Source organism: Enterococcus sp. DIV0561, assembly GCF_050539875.1.
Taxonomy (GTDB): domain Bacteria; phylum Bacillota; class Bacilli; order Lactobacillales; family Enterococcaceae; genus Enterococcus; species Enterococcus faecalis.
In genome coordinates this window covers 1-19,147 of record NZ_CP172927.1, presented here as the reverse complement: position 1 = coordinate 19,147, position 19,147 = coordinate 1, and the positions used below count along the sequence as shown (strand labels likewise).

15 protein-coding genes are annotated in these 19,147 nt (G+C 37.9%); 1 reads left to right on the top strand and 14 read right to left on the bottom strand.

Annotation, left to right across the window (positions count from 1 at the left end; genetic code table 11):
• The first annotated feature begins 2 nt into the window (after positions 1 to 2).
• Positions 3 to 1,634: an ABC-F family ATP-binding cassette domain-containing protein gene (locus IGM13_RS00075; protein WP_002359215.1), complete on the top strand. Its 1,632-nt coding sequence runs from the start codon at positions 3 to 5 to the stop codon at positions 1,632 to 1,634.
• 238 nt (positions 1,635 to 1,872) lie between these two features.
• Here IGM13_RS00075 and IGM13_RS00070 read toward each other — a convergent pair whose 3' ends face one another.
• The 14 genes from IGM13_RS00070 to dnaA form a co-directional block, all read right to left on the bottom strand.
• Positions 1,873 to 2,742 (bottom strand): DegV family protein, encoded by an 870-nt coding sequence (locus IGM13_RS00070; protein WP_002359214.1) that lies wholly within the window; start codon positions 2,740 to 2,742, stop codon positions 1,873 to 1,875.
• A 124-nt stretch (positions 2,743 to 2,866) separates the two neighbouring features.
• Positions 2,867 to 4,159 (bottom strand): adenylosuccinate synthase, encoded by a 1,293-nt coding sequence (locus IGM13_RS00065; protein ID WP_002376293.1) that lies wholly within the window; start codon positions 4,157 to 4,159, stop codon positions 2,867 to 2,869.
• 237 nt (positions 4,160 to 4,396) lie between these two features.
• Positions 4,397 to 5,764, bottom strand: coding sequence for a replicative DNA helicase (dnaB, locus tag IGM13_RS00060; RefSeq protein WP_010816223.1), 1,368 nt, complete (start codon positions 5,762 to 5,764; stop codon positions 4,397 to 4,399).
• A gap of 273 nt (positions 5,765 to 6,037) precedes the next feature.
• A complete protein-coding gene (gene rplI / locus IGM13_RS00055; RefSeq protein WP_002356023.1) occupies positions 6,038 to 6,490 on the bottom strand; it encodes a 50S ribosomal protein L9 in 453 nt (150 codons plus the stop codon).
• A gap of 5 nt (positions 6,491 to 6,495) precedes the next feature.
• Positions 6,496 to 8,520: a DHH family phosphoesterase gene (locus IGM13_RS00050; protein ID WP_002363542.1), complete on the bottom strand. Its 2,025-nt coding sequence runs from the start codon at positions 8,518 to 8,520 to the stop codon at positions 6,496 to 6,498.
• A gap of 156 nt (positions 8,521 to 8,676) precedes the next feature.
• Positions 8,677 to 8,916: a 30S ribosomal protein S18 gene (rpsR, locus tag IGM13_RS00045; RefSeq protein ID WP_002356021.1), complete on the bottom strand. Its 240-nt coding sequence runs from the start codon at positions 8,914 to 8,916 to the stop codon at positions 8,677 to 8,679.
• A 25-nt stretch (positions 8,917 to 8,941) separates the two neighbouring features.
• Positions 8,942 to 9,508: a single-stranded DNA-binding protein gene (gene ssb, locus IGM13_RS00040; RefSeq protein WP_002364599.1), complete on the bottom strand. Its 567-nt coding sequence runs from the start codon at positions 9,506 to 9,508 to the stop codon at positions 8,942 to 8,944.
• Positions 9,509 to 9,552: 44 nt separating this feature from the next.
• Positions 9,553 to 9,855: a 30S ribosomal protein S6 gene (gene rpsF, locus IGM13_RS00035; protein WP_002356019.1), complete on the bottom strand. Its 303-nt coding sequence runs from the start codon at positions 9,853 to 9,855 to the stop codon at positions 9,553 to 9,555.
• 174 nt (positions 9,856 to 10,029) lie between these two features.
• Complete coding sequence (gyrA, locus tag IGM13_RS00030) at positions 10,030 to 12,531, bottom strand: DNA gyrase subunit A (protein WP_002361457.1); 2,502 nt, start codon at positions 12,529 to 12,531, stop codon at positions 10,030 to 10,032.
• Between the two features lie 55 nt (positions 12,532 to 12,586).
• Positions 12,587 to 14,536 carry a DNA topoisomerase (ATP-hydrolyzing) subunit B gene (gene gyrB / locus IGM13_RS00025; RefSeq protein ID WP_002359210.1) on the bottom strand — a complete coding sequence of 650 codons (1,950 nt, stop codon included), beginning with the start codon at positions 14,534 to 14,536 and terminating at the stop codon, positions 12,587 to 12,589.
• The gene (gene recF / locus IGM13_RS00020; RefSeq protein WP_002356016.1) at positions 14,533 to 15,660 is read right to left on the bottom strand and encodes a DNA replication/repair protein RecF; all 1,128 of its coding nucleotides are present in this window, start codon (positions 15,658 to 15,660) and stop codon (positions 14,533 to 14,535) included. The genes gyrB and recF overlap by 4 nt, the downstream gene beginning before the upstream one ends.
• Entirely contained in the window at positions 15,647 to 15,892 is a 246-nt protein-coding gene (yaaA, locus tag IGM13_RS00015; protein ID WP_002356015.1) for a S4 domain-containing protein YaaA, read from the bottom strand. The genes recF and yaaA overlap by 14 nt, the downstream gene beginning before the upstream one ends.
• Before the next feature lie 579 nt (positions 15,893 to 16,471).
• A complete protein-coding gene (gene dnaN, locus IGM13_RS00010; protein ID WP_002419450.1) occupies positions 16,472 to 17,602 on the bottom strand; it encodes a DNA polymerase III subunit beta in 1,131 nt (376 codons plus the stop codon).
• A 201-nt stretch (positions 17,603 to 17,803) separates the two neighbouring features.
• Entirely contained in the window at positions 17,804 to 19,147 is a 1,344-nt protein-coding gene (dnaA, locus tag IGM13_RS00005; protein WP_002356013.1) for a chromosomal replication initiator protein DnaA, read from the bottom strand.

Below are 19,147 nucleotides of genomic sequence, written 5' to 3'. Positions count from 1 at the left end.
AATTGATTACTGTTAATGATGTAAGTTTACAATTTCCAGATCGTAAACTTTTTGAAGAAGTGAATATTAAATTTACTCCTGGCAACTGTTACGGCTTAATCGGCGCAAACGGTGCAGGAAAATCAACGTTTCTTAAAATTTTATCAGGTGAGATTCAACCGACAACTGGCGTGGTTTCAATGGGTCCTAATGAGCGACTAGCAACGCTGAAACAAAATCACTTTGACTACGAAGACTACACTGTTTTAGAAACTGTAATTATGGGACATAAACGTCTTTACGAAGTAATGAAAGAAAAAGATGCTATCTATATGAAAGAAGATTTTTCAGATGAAGATGGGATTCGTGCCGCAGAACTAGAAGGCGAATTTGCTGAACTTGACGGTTGGGAAGCAGAACCTGAAGCAGCTGTTTTACTCCAAGGGCTAAACATTCCAGAAGAATTACATGATCAAAAAATGAGCGAATTAACAGCTGGTCAAAAAGTCAAAGTATTATTAGCTCAATCTCTTTTTGGTAAACCAGATGTCTTACTATTAGACGAGCCGACAAATGGTTTAGACACCCGCTCAATCAATTGGTTAGAAGAATTTTTAATCAACTTTGAAAATACCGTTATCGTGGTTTCCCATGACCGTCATTTCCTAAACAAAGTCTGCACCCACATGGCAGATTTAGACTTTAGTAAAATCAAACTTTACGTTGGTAACTATGATTTCTGGTTGGAATCAAGCCAACTAGCGACAAAATTGCAAGCACAATCTAATGCCAAAAAAGAAGAACAAATCAAAGAATTACAAGACTTTATCGCTCGTTTTAGCGCCAATGCCTCAAAATCAAAACAAGCAACGTCACGTAAAAAAATGTTAGATAAAATTACCTTAGATGACATTCAACCTTCCTCTCGTCGTTATCCATTCGTTGGTTTTACACCAGAACGTGAAATCGGCAATGACTTATTACAAGTTGAAAATGTCTCTGTAACGATTGATGGCAAAAAAATCTTAGATAATATCTCGTTCAACTTAACAAAAGATGATAAAGTGGCATTCATCGCTGACTCAGATATTACAACGACTACGTTATTCAAAGTGATTATGGGCGAAATTACTCCCGATACAGGTTCTGTTCGTTGGGGCGTTACAACTAGCCAAGCTTATTTACCAAAAGACAACAGCAAAGACTTTGAAGAGCCATTAACCATTTTAGATTGGTTACGTCAATTTGCTGGTAAAGAAGAAGATGACAATACGTTCTTACGTAGTTTCTTAGGTCGGATGTTATTCTCTGGTGAAGAGGTACTAAAACCAGTCAATGTTCTTTCCGGAGGCGAAAAAGTGCGTGTCATGCTTTCAAAATTAATGCTTTCCAAAGCCAATGTCTTAGTTTTAGATGATCCAACGAACCACTTAGACTTAGAATCAATCACTGCGTTAAATGATGGGTTGATGGCTTTCACTGGTTCAATTCTTTTTGCTTCACATGACCACCAATTTATCCAAACATTAGCGAACCGAATTATTGCTGTTTCTGATAAAGGGGTCATTGATCGGGCAGAAACAACCTATGATGAATTCTTGGAAAACCCAGAAATTCAAAAACAAATGGACGTTTTATTCAGTTCAGATTATTAAAAAATGAGGTCGGGACAGAAACGTTTAACTCCGAGAAATAAGAAGGAATTTCCGAAAATTGTTCTATAATTTTTGGAGAATTTCGGCTTATTTCCGAAGGACCTTCAACTCTTAGAGCTTTAGCTCTTAGAAGTTGTTGAGATCGGAGCAACGCGTAGTGTTGCTTCTGTTCCCGCCGTTTATCAATTTTTAAGCCTAGGACAAAAATCCAAAGTGATTTTTGTCCCAGGCTCATTTTTTATTTTCTTTTTTCACCAAAAGAAAACACAGCAATACAACCTATTCCAGTATGACTAGTAATAGTGGGTCCTAGAGGATAAATCAGTATCTCATTAACTTCTATTTCTTTTTCAATTAATTCTTTGACTTTTTCCGCGTCATCTTTCGTTCCTGCATATGCAATCAATAGTGTTTGTTTCATTGGCTCTACAATGCCTTGAATCGTTTCTTGCGCAATCTTTTGCAAGGACTTGTTTCGTCCACGAGTTTTACCAACGGATGCTAGTTTACCCGCCGCATCCACGCGAATAATTGGTTTAATGTTCATTAAGCCACCAAGCGCTGCCGCTGTTTTAGAAATCCGTCCGCCACGTTCTAAATGTTTTAAATCATCTACCGTTACCCACGAGTGAAGTTTCATTTTTTGCTCTTCAAGATAGGCAACAACTTCTCCTAATGAATGACCATCTGTTTGTAATCGAATGGCTTCTCGGACTAACATCCCTTGACCTAAGCTAGCTGCTTTTGTATCAATAATATGAATTTCTACATTATCGTACTCTTCTTTTAACATCTCTACTGATTGCAACGCACTTTGATAAGAGCCACTTAACCCAGATGAAAAAGCTAAATAAATTACCGGTAACCCTTGCTCCACAAAAGGACGGAAAAATTCATTGTAGCGTCCTACATTAACTTGAGAGGTAGTGGGCATACTTCCATTTTTAATGGCCGTTAAGAAGTTCTGATAATCAAACGTTTCGCCTAAATCATCGCGATATTCTTTCCCGTCAATTTGAATATTCATGCTAATAAAAGGTACTTGGTTTTCTTTTAAGTATGTATACGGCAAGTCACAACAAGAATCTGTCACTAATTGATAATTCACGGACAATTGCCCCCTTCATGTTTTCTTTTATTTTACCATAGTTTTTCATTTTTATATAAAATTAAAAAAGAACGTAAAGGCTGAATTGGCATAAGCCATCCTTTACGTTCCCTTAAAAATCTGCTTAAATTTGTGCCCAAACGCTTTCTAAAACGTTCGTTTGGTTACGGTCTGGACCTACAGAGAATGTTGAAATGCGCACACCAACTAATTCTGAAATCCGATGCACATAGTTACGAGCATTAGCTGGTAAATCAGCTAAAGTTTTGCAACCAGTGATATCTTCAGACCAACCTGGTAATTCTTCATAAACTGGTTTACAGCGGCTTAATTCTTTCAAGCTTGCTGGATAATGATAAATTAATTCACCATCAAGTTCATAAGCTGTACAAATTTTCACCGTTTCTAAACCACTTAACACGTCAATCGAGTTTAATGACAAGTTTGTAATCCCTGATACACGTTTTGAATGACGCATAACTACTGAATCAAACCAACCGACACGACGCGGACGTCCTGTTGTTGTTCCGTATTCTTTACCGACACGACGAATGGTTTCTCCTGTTTCATCAAATAATTCTGTTGGGAATGGGCCGTCACCGACACGTGAAGTGTACGCTTTGCAGACACCAACCACTTTATTAATTTTTGATGGACCAACGCCACTACCGATAGTTACGCCACCAGCTACTGGATTAGAGGAAGTAACAAATGGATAGGTTCCTTGATCGATATCCAACATGACACCTTGTGCCCCTTCAAATAAAACCCGTTTTCCAGCATCTAATGCATCGTTTAAAATAACCGAAGTATCTGTAACATATTGTTTAATTTGTTGTCCGTATTCATAGTATTCTTCAAAAATATCATCAAATTCAATGGCTTCGCTATCAAACATTTTAACGAATTGACGATTTTTTTCTTCTAAGTTAATTTTCAAACGTTCCGCAAAAATTTCTTTATCCAATAAATCAGCGATACGGATTCCCACCCGTGCTGCTTTATCCATGTAGGCTGGGCCAATTCCTTTAATCGTTGTCCCAATCTTGTTTTCACCTTTCGCATCTTCTTGCAATTGATCCAATTTAATATGATACGGCAAGATGACATGGGCACGATCTGAAATACGTAAATTATCAGTGGCAACATTATTTTCTTTTAAATAAGCTAATTCTTTTACTAAAGATTTTGGATTCACAACTACGCCGTTACCAATTACACTAATTTTTTCTTTATAGAAAATCCCTGAAGGAATTAAATGTAATTTATACGTTACGCCGTCGAATTTAATGGTATGTCCGGCGTTATCTCCGCCTTGGTAACGAGCGATCACTTCTGCGTTTTCACTTAGAAAGTCTGTAATTTTTCCTTTACCTTCGTCGCCCCATTGCGTTCCAACAACTACTACTGATGACATTCGAACACCTCGTTCATAATTTTTTTGTCCTGAATCATTGTACCAGTAAAACCAGTCCCTTTCAAGGGTAAAAATCGAATATTCTTTCACAATCAAAAGCGTTTCTGTCAAAAATACGAACATTTTTAGTTATGTTTTTGTAAAATAATAAAATATACGAATATTGTTCGTGTTTTACTCTCTGATTTTAATCCCTTAATAAGCAAAAAAACGAACTCAAAAAATGAGTTCGTTTTTTTAAAATTCTGTCCTCGGCGAAAGCGAAGAAAATTTATTATATTCTTTAATGAAAAGTAATTCGACCGTTCCACGCGCACCACTACGGTTTTTCTCAATGATGACTTCTACAACATTGTCAACTTCTGGTGGCTCATGATCGCCGTCTTCTCCTTCACCACGATCATAGTAATCATCACGATAAAGAAAGGCAACGATATCGGCATCTTGCTCAATGGAACCTGATTCACGAATATCACTTAACACAGGACGTTTATCTTGACGTTGTTCCACGCCACGAGAAAGCTGTGACAAAGCGATAACCGGGACTTTTAATTCTTTCGCTAATTTTTTTAATTGACGTGAAATATCAGAAACCTCCTGTTGGCGGTTCTCTTTTCCAGTTCCTTCAATCAATTGTAGGTAGTCGATCAAAATTAGACCTAAGTTGCCTTTTTCTTGTGCTAATTTACGACATTTCGCACGAATTTCGGTAATTTTAATCCCTGGTGTGTCATCAATATAGATATCCGCACGGGACAAACTACCCATCGCAATAATTAAGTTTTGCCATTCTTCTTCAGATAATTGCCCTGTTCTTAAATGGCTGGCCTCAATGGATCCTTCTGCACAAAGCATCCGGTTCACTAATGATTCTGCCCCCATTTCTAAACTAAAAATAGCGACAGCTTTATCTGTTTTGGTGCCGACATTTTGGGCAATATTTAATGCAAAAGCAGTTTTCCCTACCGCTGGACGGGCCGCTAGAATGATTAGCTCTTCCGCTTGCAAGCCGGCAGTCATTTTATCCAATGCTTGATAGCCTGTAGGTAAACCAGTAATCTCTTCATCATTTTGGTATAATTGGTCAATATTCGCAATAGTTGTATTTAGAACATCTGAAATTGATAAAAAGCCACTGCGATTCCGCTTTTCAGAGACTTCTAAAATGCTTCGTTCTGCATCATCCAAAATAGATTCAACATCTTCACCTTGCTCAAAGCCTTTAGTTACAATCTCTGTAGCAGTTTGGATTAAGTTGCGCAGCAACGATTTTTGTTCAACAATTTTTGCATAATAAATGACATTGGCAGCTGTCGGCACAGCTAAAGCTAAATCTGACAGATAACTTAGTCCACCAACATCTTCTAACAAATTCTCTTGTTCTAGGCGATCTTTGATTGTTACCACATCAATCGCTTCATTTCGGTCGCTTAAGGTCATCATCGTTTGGAAAATCAACTGATGACTACGACGATAGAAATCTTTAGGTTCCACATATTCCATCGCTTCTATTAGCACATCTGCATCTAAGAAAATAGAACCTAAAACGGCTTGTTCCGCTTCAATATTTTGTGGCGGTACCCTATCTTGCAATAATTCATTCATTTTGTTCTCTCCCACGATGTCTTACTTTCTGGTTCATTTAGTCTATCCATTTTAACACAATTTCATTAAAAAAAGTACATTTTTTCTCTGCTGATTTCTCTATTTTTAGTTCACTTTCCAATTTTAAAAAATATACAATTAATAAAAATATAATATTTTTATTAATTTAAAGTGTTTTTTTATTTTATTTTTAAACATTATAAAAATAATTCTAGTAATTTATTTGATATAAAAAAGAAGCCGGGGAAATCGGCTTCTTTTTTATCAATTGTATTATTCCGCTACGACATGAACCTTAATTTTCGCTGTAACTTCATGATGTAGTTTGACTGGTACGTTAGTGTAACCTAGAGAACGAATTGGGTTGGCTAATTCGATTTTGCGTTTATCCAATTTTACATTGTATTGTTTGTTTAAGGCTTCTGCAATTTGTTTTGAAGGAATTGAGCCAAATAAACGGCTGTCTTCTCCAGCTTTTGCCTTGATCTCTACAACAGTCTTTTCATCTTCTAAAAAGGCTTGCATTTCTTTTGCTTGTGCTAAAACTTCTGCTTCATGTTTTTCTTGGGCTTTCTTTTGACCCGCTAACGCACTCATGCTTCCTTTATTGGCTTCTTTCGCATAACCATTTTTAATTAAAAAGTTTTGGGCGTAACCAGTTGGCACTTCTTTTACGTCCCCTTTTTTTCCTTTTCCTTTAACGTCTTGTAAAAAAATGACTTTCATTTCCTTCACTCCTGTTCATACATTTCATTAATATTTTGACGAATTACATCAAGTAGTTGCTCTTTTACTTCTGCTACTGTTACGTTTGATAATTGTACTGCCGCATTAGTAAAGTGACCGCCACCACCTAAATTTTCCATAATAATTTGGACATTAATTGAACCATTACTCCGAGCACTAATGCCAATCTGTTGATCCGTCCGCTTGGTAATGACAAATGCTGCATTAATCCCTGCCATAGAAAGTAATGTGTCCGCTGTTTTGGCAGCTGTGACACTATCATATTCTTTGTCTTCACTCCCGGCAACAACGACGGTATCTTTTGTGACATATTCGCTTTTAGAGATTAAGTTGTTCATTTCCAGATAGCTTGTAAGATCAGAACTTAATAGATATTGTACTAAAGATGAGTCTGCTCCACAAGTTCGTAAATAACTAGCCACATCAAATGTTCGCGCCGTCGTTCGTGTATTGAAACTTTTCGTATCAACCACAATTCCCGCCAACATCATGGTTGCTTCAAAGGCCTGCAGTTTATTTGCGCTATTACTTTGGTATTCGATCAATTCTGTGACTAATTCTGAAGCAGAAGAGGCAGAAGATTCAATATAAGAAAGCAAGGGTTTTGCTGGAAATTCGTCTCCTCGTCGATGGTGATCAATGATTACCACTTTATCAAAACGCTCATAGAGCTCTTGTGAGATCGATAGAGACGGTTTATGGTAATCTACCATAACTAATAAGCTACTTTCTTTCTTGCGCTTCATGGCCTCTTTAGGACTAATAATGCGCTCTTCTAATTCTGGGTACTCTTTAATCGCCTCTAACACTCTTTTGACATCGGGAATGATTTCATTTTCATCTAAAACAATCCACGCTTTTCGATTATTAAACGAAGCTAAACGAGCAACACCAAATGCTGAACCTAACGCATCCATATCTGGATAACGATGGCCCATAATATAGATGTCAGCTGATTCCGCAATAATTCCCTTAATTGCCATGCTCATTGCACGAGAACGTACTTGGGAACGTTTCGTCGTTACTGCCGTTTTTCCACCAAAAAATAACGGCTTCGCTTCATCTTTGGCTTCTTTTACAACCACTTGATCGCCGCCACGTACTAAAGCTGTATCTAGGTTTGTTTGAGCCGTGGTCCCGGTTTGATCTAAGGTTGGCCCCCCATAAGCAATCCCCATGCTTAACGTAATGGCTACTTCATGGTTAGCTGATTCCTTACGGATCGTATCCAAAATAGAAAATTTTTCGTCCATCATTTTTTGAATATCTTCCCATTGGGCAATGAAAAAATAACGTTCTGCGTTGATTCGCTTATAAAAAACTTTGTATTGGTCCATCCAATCAGAAACCATCGTCGTAATGAAACTATTCAAATAAGAAATTTCTTTCTCGTCCATTGTATCGGTGACATCATCATAATTATCGACAGACACAATGCCAATAGCCGTTTGCATTTCGACTTTTTCTTGATACAAATTACTTTCTTTAGTGATATCTTCAAAAGTAATTGTATGTTGTTCTTTATTGACGCTAAAGCGATAGGTATTTTCATCAATCGTAAAGATATCTTGGTTTCGTTCTGCTAATTCTAAATAGGACGTCACTTGGCTAGCGGTTAACGTTAGCTGATTGTCTTTATTAAAAATAGAAGCAGCATAAGGATTAAGCCATTCTACCGCGCGTGTTTCCCCGTTATACGTAATAATTCCCACAGGTACTTCATTCACAACATAATCCAACGATTGTTCAGCAATGGAACTTGCTTCTTGAATCTTTTCTACGTTCGTAATTTCTACATCTCTAATCAACAGCCGAATAACCACTAAGAGAAAGATATCTAATGCGATAATTACCGCCAATAGCAGCCATTTATTTGTTAATAAGAAATAGAGGAGAAATTCTACTAAGAGAAGACCCACAACAATTAAGAAACCGTTTTTTTGAATTCTCTTCTTTTGCATTTTTTTGCCTCCAATCTTTCTGCAGACCTTTGAGGCGACTTGTTCCAACGAGCATATTGCTCTGGTGATTCACTAGTTATTTCATCCTTTATTTTATCACAAAACACTTCATTCTGCGAACCTTGTTATGTTTCACGTGAAACACTAGTCAAGATAAAAAAGAACCAAAGAGCAAGCTCTTTGGTTCTGGAAATTGTCATAAAATTATTGTTCGTCACTAACGAATGGTAATAATCCCATGATACGTGCGCGTTTAATAGCAATCGTTAATTTACGTTGGTTTTTAGCGCCAGTACCTGTAACACGACGTGGTAAAATTTTGCCACGTTCTGAAATGAATCGTTTTAACAATTCAGTATCTTTATAGTCGATGTATTCGATGTGGTTTGCTGCGATGTAGTCGACTTTACGACGTTTACGTCCGCCTCTTCTTTGTTGTGCCATTCTTGTTCCCTCCTATCAAATTCGTTTAGAATGGTAAATCATCATCTGAAATGTCGATAGATGAACCTGAGCCACCAAATGGATCAGAATCTTTATCGAAATCAGGCATACCGTTATTGTTTTGCGACTGAGAAGATGATGGATTGAAACTATTGTTGTTGTTATTAAATCCAGAACCGGCATTGTTATTACCAAAGCTACGATTTTGTGATTGATAACCATTTTCGTTGTTATTAAAGCTACCGCCGCCAGTTCCTCTTTGTTCTGAAGCAGAACGAGATTCTAACAATTGGAAGTTTTCACAAACCACTTCAGTTACGTAGACACGTTGACCTTGTTGGTTCTCGTAGTTACGAGTTTGAATTCTTCCGACAACACCTAATAATGTACCTTTACGGGCATAATTAGCCATTGTTTCTGCGGGTTTACGCCAAATCACACAGTTGATAAAGTCTGCTTCACGGTCACCATTTTGATTCGTAAAGTTACGGTTTACAGCAAGTGTAAAGGTCGCAACAGCTGAACCACTCGCGGTGTAACGTAAGTCAGGATCTTTTGTCAATCTTCCGACTAATACAACGTTATTAATCATTCAAAACATCTCCTTTCGTCAATAAATGTTTCATGTGAAACAAATTATGCTTCTACCTTCACGATCATATGACGGATAATATCGTCATTGATTTTTGCTAAACGATCAAACTCGTTGATTGCGCCAGCTGTTGATGGAGAAGTAACGTTAACGATATGATAGATGCCTTCACGGAATCCGTTCATTTCATATGCTAAGCGGCGTTTTTCCCAATCTTTAGATTCGATAACTTCTGCTCCGTTATCTTTTAAGATTGTGTCGAAACGTTCTACTAAAGCAGTTTTTGCTTCTTCATCAATGTTCGGACGAATAATGTACATGATTTCGTACTTCGTATCTTGACTCATTGATTTTCACCTCCCTATGGACTTCAAGGCTCTTAGTTGGCTAAGAGCAAGGAGAACATACCTAAAAAGGTAGTTCACAATCTCTAATTATATGCTAATTGATGGACAAAAGCAAGAAATAGTTTTGAAAAGCCCCAATAAAAAAGTTTCGCCAACTGGCGAAACTTTTTTATGTTATTCTTCTGTTTCTGATGTTGTTTCGTTTTCTGTTGTTTCTACAACTTCAACGATTTCTTCTTCCACTTCTTCTGGTTCTACAACAGCCATTGTTACCACTTTGGCACCATCTTCCATTCTCATTAAACGAACCCCTAATGTTGCGCGTCCTGTTTGAGAAACAGAATCAACGTTAAAGCGGATAATGACGCCTTTGTTCGTAATCAATAAGATATCTTCATCACCATTGACCGTGGTTAAACCAGCTAATGGACCATTTTTCTCAGTGATATTTGCTGTCTTAATCCCTTTACCGCCACGTCCTTTAACTGGATATTCAGAAGCTTTTGTACGCTTACCATAACCATTTTCAGTAATGACTAGGACTTCTTTATTTTCATCCAGAATCGCTGCGCCGACCACATAATCATTTTCGCGGAGACGGATTCCACGAACACCTGATGCTGTCCGGCCCATATCACGTACAGTATTTTCATCAAATGTGACAGAGTATCCTGCATGTGTTCCGATAATCATCTTCTGATTGCCATTAGTCGTTACCACGTTAACTAACTCATCATCTTCTTTTAAGCTAATGGCGATTAATCCATTACTACGGATATTAGAAAAGGCTGTTACGGCTGTCCGTTTGACGGTTCCTTTTAAGGTTGTGAAGAACAAGTATTTACCTGCTTCCGCTTTGCCCTCAACAGAAATAATCGCTTGAATTTTTTCTGCAGAATCAATTCCCAGTAAGTTAATCACTGGAATTCCTTTTGCTGTTCTACCGTATTCAGGGATTTCGTAACCTTTTGCTCGGTAAACTTTCCCAGTGTTCGTAAAGAATAATAACGTGTCGTGTGTTGAACAAGAAACTAGGTTTTTCACGAAATCATCATCATGAACGCCCATGCCTTGGACACCACGTCCGCCACGGCGTTGCGCCCGGAATTCAGAGTTTGCCATCCGCTTAATGTAGCCGTTATTGGTTAACGTAATCACGACTTCTTCTTCTTCGATTAAATCTTCATCTTCAAGACTTAAGACTTCACCTACTAATAATTCTGTGCGTCGTGCATCACCAAATTTTGTACGAACGTCATTTAACTCTGTTTTAATGATTTCAATGACGCGTTCTGGGCGGGCTAAAATGTCCTCTAAGTCCGCAATGAATTTCAATAGCTCTTGATATTCATTTTCAATTTTGTCGCGTTCTAAGCCTGTTAAACGGCGTAAACGCATATCTAAAATCGCTTGCGCTTGACGATCTGAAAATTCAAAGCGTTCAATTAACGTTGCTTTTGCTTCGTCATCTGATTGTGATCCACGGATAATGGCAATGATTTCATCGATATGATCTAAGGCAATTCGGAGACCTTCTAAAATATGTGCCCGTGCTTCTGCTTTGTTTTTGTCAAAAATCGTCCGGCGAGTAATGACTTCTTTTTGATGCTCGACGTAGTTTTCTAAAATACGTTTCAAGCTTAAAATTTTCGGTACACCTTTTTCAATGGCTAACATGTTAAAACCAAAAGATGTTTGTAAGGCAGTCATTTTGTACAAGTTGTTTAACACAACAGAGGCACTCACATCTCGACGAACATCGATGACAATCCGCATGCCTTCACGAGAAGATTCATCCCGCAAATCAGTAATTCCTTCAATTCGTTTATCTCTGTGTAATTCAGAAATTCGTTCGATTAATTTGGCTTTATTCACCATATAAGGCAATTCAGTTACTAAAATACGTTCTTTTCCATTCGGCATTTCAGTCAATTCAACTTTTGCACGAACTGTAATCGAACCTTTCCCCGTTTCATATGCTCGGCGAATCCCTGATTTCCCCATCACTAAACCGCCTGTTGGAAAATCTGGTCCAGGTAACACTTCCATCAATTCATTCGTCGTTACATCAGGATTGTCCATCAATAAACTTGTTGCATCAATCACTTCACTTAAATTGTGTGGTGGAATATTTGTTGCCATCCCCACCGCAATCCCCGTTGTTCCGTTAACTAGTAAGTTTGGAAAACGAGCAGGTAAAACTACTGGTTCTTGTTCTGAATCATCATAGTTTCCTTGGAAATCGACTGTATTTTTGTTAATATCTCGTAGCATTTCTAAAGCAATTTTACTCATACGTGCTTCGGTATAACGCATAGCGGCAGCGCCGTCACCATCGACAGAACCGAAGTTTCCGTGGCCGTCAACTAACATAGCCCGATAACTAAAAGGTTGTGCCATCCGCACCATTGATTCGTAAATCGCACTGTCCCCATGGGGGTGATATTTACCCATAACATCCCCAACAATCCGGGCTGATTTTTTGTGTGGTTTATCAGGGGTTACCCCTAATTCGTTCATTCCATATAAGATTCGGCGATGAACAGGTTTTAAACCGTCACGAACGTCAGGTAACGCGCGGGCTACGATAACACTCATTGCGTAGTCAATGAAAGATTCTTTCATTTCGCTGGTCAGATTGACGTCTTGAATGTTTTCTTTAATTTCTTCACTCATGAATTTTTTCCCCTCTAAATATATGTTCTAGCGTCTCTTACAACGTTGCGACACATTAAATATCCAAGTTTTTCACGTAATGGGCATTTTCTTCGATAAACGCACGACGTGGTTCCACACGATCGCCCATTAGCATTTCAAAAATTTGGTCAGCTTCAATGGCATCATCGACACTCACTCGCGCCATTAATCGTTTTTCTGGGTCCATTGTTGTTTCCCAAAGTTGGTGATCATCCATTTCACCCAACCCTTTGTAACGTTGAACACTTGGTTTTGGTGAAGCAGGTAATTCTTCTAACACTTTTGCTAGTTCCTCTTCAGCATGTTTGCCCGGTTGAACGTAGGTGATGTTTTTCCCTTGTTTCACACCATATAGTGGTGGTTGGGCAATATACACATAACCAGCTTCAACAATTGGCCGCATGAAGCGATAGAACAAGGTTAATAACAACGTTCGAATATGCGCACCATCGACATCGGCATCGGTCATAATCACTAGTTTGTGATAACGTGCTTTAGAAACATCGAAATCTTCGCCGAAGCCTGTTCCCATAGCTGTAAATAATGACCGAATTTCTTCATTGGCTAAAATTTTATCCATGCTGGCTTTCTCGACATTCAAGATTTTCCCACGAATTGGTAAAATGGCTTGGAATTCACGGCTACGGCCTTGTTTTGCTGAACCGCCGGCCGAGTCTCCTTCGACGATAAATAATTCGCATTTTTCCGGATCTTTACTTGAGCAATCAGCCAGCTTCCCTGGCAAGTTGCTAATTTCTAAAGCGCCTTTACGACGGGTGACTTCACGGGCTCTTTTAGCGGCTAAACGAGCTTTTGAGGCCAACATACCTTTTTCGACAATTTGTTTACCGACTGTTGGATTTTCCATCAAGAATTTTGTAAAGTATTCTGAGAATAAACGATCCGTGACGGTCCGTACTTCTGAGTTTCCTAATTTCGTTTTGGTTTGTCCTTCAAATTGAGGATCTGGGTGTTTGATGGAAACCACTGCGGTTAAGCCTTCACGAACATCTTCCCCAGTTAATTTTTCATCGTTTTCTTTCATCAATTTTTGTTTACGTGCATAGTCATTAATCACACGTGTTAAAGAAGTTTTAAAACCAGATTCATGCGTTCCGCCTTCATAAGTATGAATATTGTTGGCAAAACTTAAAATATTTGAGTGGTAGCCATCTGTATACTGCATTGACACTTCCACTGTAATATCTTGTTGCTCTCCTTCAATGAAGATTGGCTCTGGGAAAATAACGTCTTTATTGGCATTTAAATGCTCAACATAACTCTTAATCCCGCCTTCATAGTGATACTCTTTTTTATCTTCTTGTCCTTCACGACGGTCTTCAATTGAAATGTGTAAGCCTCGATTTAAAAAGGCTAATTCACGAACCCGTGTTGCTAATTTATCAAAATCATAAACGGTTGTTTCTGTAAAAATTTCAGGATCTGGAATAAAGTGAACAGTGGTTCCGTGACGATCCGTTTCTTCGATAACTTTTAGGTCATCAACAACCGCACCACGACGATATTCTTGGTAATACACTTTGCCATCTTTATAAACACGAACATCTAAACTGGTCGATAAAGCATTAACAACAGAGGAACCAACACCGTGCAAGCCACCTGATACTTTATAGCCGCCACCGCCAAATTTCCCGCCGGCGTGTAGCACTGTAAACACTGTTTCCACAGCTGGGCGACCTGTTTTGGCTTGAATCCCGACTGGAATTCCACGACCATCATCGATAACAGTAATACTATCGTCTGGTTCGATAATTACTTGAATTGATTTAGCAAATCCTGCTAAGGCTTCGTCGATAGAGTTGTCAACGATTTCCCATACTAAGTGGTGTAACCCTTCGCCACTAGTAGAACCTATGTACATACCAGGACGTTTCCGGACAGCTTCTAAGCCCTCCAAAACTTGAATCTGACTAGCGTCATATTCTTGCGCACGTTCTCTCATGTTTTTTTCTTCTTCTGTCATGTCGCTGAATTCCTTTCTATCTTGCCTTGTTGAACATAAAAAATATCTGGTTCAACTGTTAGCTTGTCTTTTATGTGATCTAAACTAGTTGTCGTTAAGAACGTTTGAACTTTGCCTTCAATCGTTTCTAACAAGTGAATTTGACGTTCATTATCTAATTCACTCATGACATCATCTAGTAATAACACAGGATATTCTCCTGTTTCTGAATGCATCAAATCAATCTCTGCCAATTTAATACTTAAAGCTGTCGTTCGCTGTTGGCCTTGTGAGCCATACGTTTGAACATTTTGACCATTGACAATAAATAGCAAATCGTCACGATGAGGGCCTAAAAAAGTATTCGCTTTAAACAATTCACGCTTACGATTGTTCATTAATTGTTGGAGCAATTGATTTTGAAGTGCTTCTAAGGAAAGATCCGTGTTGTCAATTGGGATGCTTGATGCGTAGTCAATGGTGAGCGTTTCGCGTCCATGACTAATTTTTTGATGGAGTAAGTTTGCCCAGTGTTCTAATTTTTTAAGAAAACCTAACCGAGCGTATAGAACTTTCCCGCCAAATTCAGCTAGCTGCTCTGTCAAAATATCCAGATAAACAGTATCTGTTTGTTTCTTTTCAGCTAGTTGTTTTAGGTATTGGTTCCGTTGCTTTAAAACAGACTGATATTGGACAAGATCATAAAGATAAATAGGACTCACTTGTCCGAGTTCCATGTCAATAAATTTCCGGCGGACTTGAGGTGAGCCTTTCACCAAAGATAAATCTTCTGGGGCAAATAAAATAACATTCAATTGCCCAATGTACGCACTGAGCCTTTTTTGCTCAATGTGGTTAACCTTGGTTTTACGTCCTTTGTTGGAAATTAAAATTTCCAACGGCACGGTGCCTGTCTTTTTTTCAACTACGCCACTAATTTTAGCTGCTGCTTGTTCCCAGCCAATTAATTCTTTTTCATTGCTGGTTCGATGACTTCGTGTCATTGCTAGAACATAAATGCTTTCTAACAAGTTGGTTTTTCCTTGGGCGTTTTCGCCTAAAAAAAGATTTAACGTTTTTGGAAAATCTAAGCTGACTGTTTCATAATTACGATAATGCTGAAGTGTCAGCTCATTCAGCCGCATCGTCGGACTCGTTTCCGTTTTTCACCATAAAAAAAGTACCTTCTTCAGGTATCTCAATCATCATGCCCGCATAAAGTTTCCGTCCGCGACGATTTTCCAACTCGCCATCAACAAACACGCTATTGTCTGCCAAATACCATTTGGCTTGGCCGCCACTACCAATGACGTTGATTTCTTTAAGAAACTGACCAAGCGTTATATACTCAGTTGCTAAAACAAACGTTTTTTTCAATGTGCATCCCTCTTTTTTCTAATACGTTCTCATATATATTATACCCTTTTTCATAAGAGAAAACAAATTTATCTGTCTAATTTTCATTCTAAGCAATTTTAATTCTAAATGACCGAAAATATTATTAGGATAAAAAAACTCTTAAAAAGCATTTTAAAACGGAAATTGATATTTTCTTGAGAAAAAAGGGGCCTGATTTGGCAGAAATGACGAGTAGCGTTTAACTAAAAAACAATTTGGGGTAACTCAAAGACAAACGAAGAGGGCATGCATTGAAGAAAAGTAGCTTGTAGAGGTCTGAGCGTCGTTTTAAGCAACGTAAACTTCTTTCACTAGGAAATGTTCATAAAAAACTGAACAGCTCTTAAACGAAAAATTAAAGGGCTTTTTTCTTTATCCATGAAAAAAAAAGCTGAATTTATTCGTCAAACGATAGTTCAAACATTCACAATCATATTAGCGTAAAAGCTATTCCAGTTTTAAAAAGCTTATCTAGCAGCGTTTATCGGCTTTAAACAGACGACAAAAAAGAACCTTCGGCGATCATAGTGATTTTCCGAAGGTCTTTTTTAAACATGATTAATTTGTACGAACCGGTGTAATTAGTTGAATGAAATCTAGTTCTGTTTCGGTTGGCTCCAATGTAAACGGACGAATTGGAGAAAGGAATTTCACGGTAATATTCATATCGCCAAACGCTCGCAACGCATCTTTCATATAATCTGGGTTGAAAGAAATATCCAACGCTTCACCAGAAACATTTTCATAGTTTAACGCTTCTTCGACTTTTCCAATTTCAGGTGAATTTCCATATAAAACAACAGAATCTGTTGAAATTGAAAGGCGAACAATATTGTTACGTCCTTCATGAGAAAGTAAAGAGGCACGTTCGATTGCTGAAAGCAATTCTGGTACATAAAATTCAATTTGCGTGTTATGGCTAGTTGGAATTAAACGGTTGGTATCAGGATAATTTCCTTCTAACAAACGAGAATAGAAGTACATTGTTTCTGTTTTAAATAGCACTTGATTTTCCATAATGCTGATTTCAACCATTTCTTCTTCATTGGTTAATGAACGAGAAAGTTCAGTTAAACTTTTTCCTGGAATTACAATGTTAAAGTCTTCTACTGCTTGTTCTGTCGGGATCACACGTTGACTTAAACGATGTGAATCTGTCGCAACGGCAAGTAATTTTTGATTTTCTAAAATAAAGTGGACCCCAGTTAAAATTGGACGACTTTCGTGCATCGAGACAGCAAAACCTGTTTCACTAATAATTTTTGTCAATAAATGAACAGGTAATTTCATTTGGTTTTGAGTATCAATTACTGGTAAGTGCGGATAATTGTCAGCATCTAATCCATTAACCGTAAAATCAGCTTTTCCTGAAGTAATTGCAACTTGATTGTTATCTAGAACTTCCATTGTGAACATATCTTCTGGTAATTTACGAATAATTTCGCCAAAGAAACGAGATTGTAAAACGATGCTACCTGTGCGTTCAATGGTCATTCGAGCTTTTTCATCATCTTTACTTAAAAAACTTTCAATTGAAATATCCGCGTTACTCCCAGTAAGTGATAAGCCATCTTCTGATAACACAATTTTAACACCTGTTAAGATTGGAATCGTTGTTTTAGAAGAAATTGCTCGTTGAACAGTTTGTAATTCTTGTAAAAAGACACTTCGTTTGACCGTTAATTTCATAATGTAAACTCCTTTTTAAGTATTTTCAATACGTTCTAATTTTGTATGCCACTGTTTTGTATATTATATATAAATAAATAATAAAAGTAATAGGGCATGTTGATTCTGTGGAAAAGTCAAAAGAGCATTGTTTTTACTAAGTTATCCACTTGTGTATAAGTTGTGGATAACTTTGTTCTTTTTTATTTAGTTTTCCACATCCTAAGAGTTCAATAAATTTTTAATTTCACTGACTTCTTTTTGAATCGCTGGATCTTTTTCCAATAATTGCTGAATCTTTTCATGCGCATGAATCACCGTTGTATGATCTTTGCCGCCAAATTCGGCACCAATTTTTGGCAAGGAATTGTCGGTCATTTCTCTAGCAAGATACATTGAGATTTGACGAGGAACCACAATTGTTTTCACCCGTTTTTTCCCTTTTAAATCCTTAAGAGGCACATGATAATATTTGGATACTTCTTCTTGAATTTGTAAGATGGACAATTGATTTTTACTACCAACTGATTTTAGAGATTTCAAGGCGTCCGCCGCTAAACTAGTGGTAATATCTTCTCCATTAATAGTTGCAAAGGCTTGAACGCGGACCAAAGCACCCTCTAATTCACGGATGTTGGAATCAATTTGACCAGCGATATAACTTAGTGTATCATCCGGAATTTCTAAACGCTCGGCATCTGCTTTTTTGCGCAAAATTGCAATCCGTGTTTCTAAATCAGGCGGAGTGATATCGACAGACAAACCCCAAGCAAAGCGAGAAACTAATCGTTCAGGTAATTTTGGAATATCATTCGGCGGGCGATCACTTGTTAAAACAATTTGTTTATTTTCATTGTAAAGATCGTTGAAGGTATGGAAAAATTCTTCTAATGTAGCTTCTTTTTCCGCCAAAAATTGAATATCATCGACTAATAATAAGTCAACATTGCGATATTCTTTCCGAAATTGTTCGGATGTCTTTGTTTGAATTGAGTTGATAAATTCATTCGTAAACGTTTCGCTACTAACATATTTGACTTTGGCATCTGGTTGATTCACTAACATTTGATGACCAATGGCATGCATCAAATGGGTTTTCCCTAACCCTACACCACCATAGAAGAAAAGGGGATTGTAAATCGAACCCGGATCCTCGGCAACAACAAGCGCTGCAGCATGAGCCATTTGGTTTCCTTTACCAATAACGAAGGTGTCGAAAGTGTACTTAGGATTAAGCATCGCTTTTTTACTTTGTTCACTAAAAACAACTTCTTCTTCGGCAGGTTCTTCGAGTTCTTGTGCCAGTGCTGCGTCTTTTTCATCGGCAACAACAAAATGGGGCATCACTTCTGCACCGGTCAATTTAAATCCAGTTTCGACAATTTTTGCCGAAAGATTTTTTTCCCAGTAATCACGATGAACTGCAGAAGGGACTTCTAGCCACAATTGATTGTTGTCTAATTTCAAAGGGCGTGTGGTTTTAATCCAAGCATCAAAACTTGGCGCCGACAAAATCGCTTGATAAGCTTCTTCAAGGCTATGCCAAAAACTTTCCACGTCGGGCAT

Bases quoted from the DNA above. Each gene is read 5' to 3' on its own strand.
- ssb (WP_002364599.1), bottom strand. From the start codon at position 9,508: ATGATTAATAACGTTGTATTAGTCGGAAGATTGACAAAAGATCCTGAC.
- rpsR (WP_002356021.1), bottom strand. From the start codon at position 8,916: ATGGCACAACAAAGAAGAGGCGGACGTAAACGTCGTAAAGTCGACTAC.
- rpsF (WP_002356019.1), bottom strand. From the start codon at position 9,855: ATGAGTCAAGATACGAAGTACGAAATCATGTACATTATTCGTCCGAAC.
- gyrB (WP_002359210.1), bottom strand. From the start codon at position 14,536: ATGACAGAAGAAGAAAAAAACATGAGAGAACGTGCGCAAGAATATGAC.
- dnaN (WP_002419450.1), bottom strand. From the start codon at position 17,602: ATGAAATTAACGGTCAAACGAAGTGTCTTTTTACAAGAATTACAAACT.
- rplI (WP_002356023.1), bottom strand. From the start codon at position 6,490: ATGAAAGTCATTTTTTTACAAGACGTTAAAGGAAAAGGAAAAAAAGGG.
- gyrA (WP_002361457.1), bottom strand. From the start codon at position 12,531: ATGAGTGAAGAAATTAAAGAAAACATTCAAGACGTCAATCTGACCAGC.
- dnaA (WP_002356013.1), bottom strand. From the start codon at position 19,147: ATGCCCGACGTGGAAAGTTTTTGGCATAGCCTTGAAGAAGCTTATCAA.
- IGM13_RS00065 (WP_002376293.1), bottom strand. From the start codon at position 4,159: ATGTCATCAGTAGTAGTTGTTGGAACGCAATGGGGCGACGAAGGTAAA.
- dnaB (WP_010816223.1), bottom strand. From the start codon at position 5,764: ATGAATGAATTATTGCAAGATAGGGTACCGCCACAAAATATTGAAGCG.
- recF (WP_002356016.1), bottom strand. From the start codon at position 15,660: ATGCGGCTGAATGAGCTGACACTTCAGCATTATCGTAATTATGAAACA.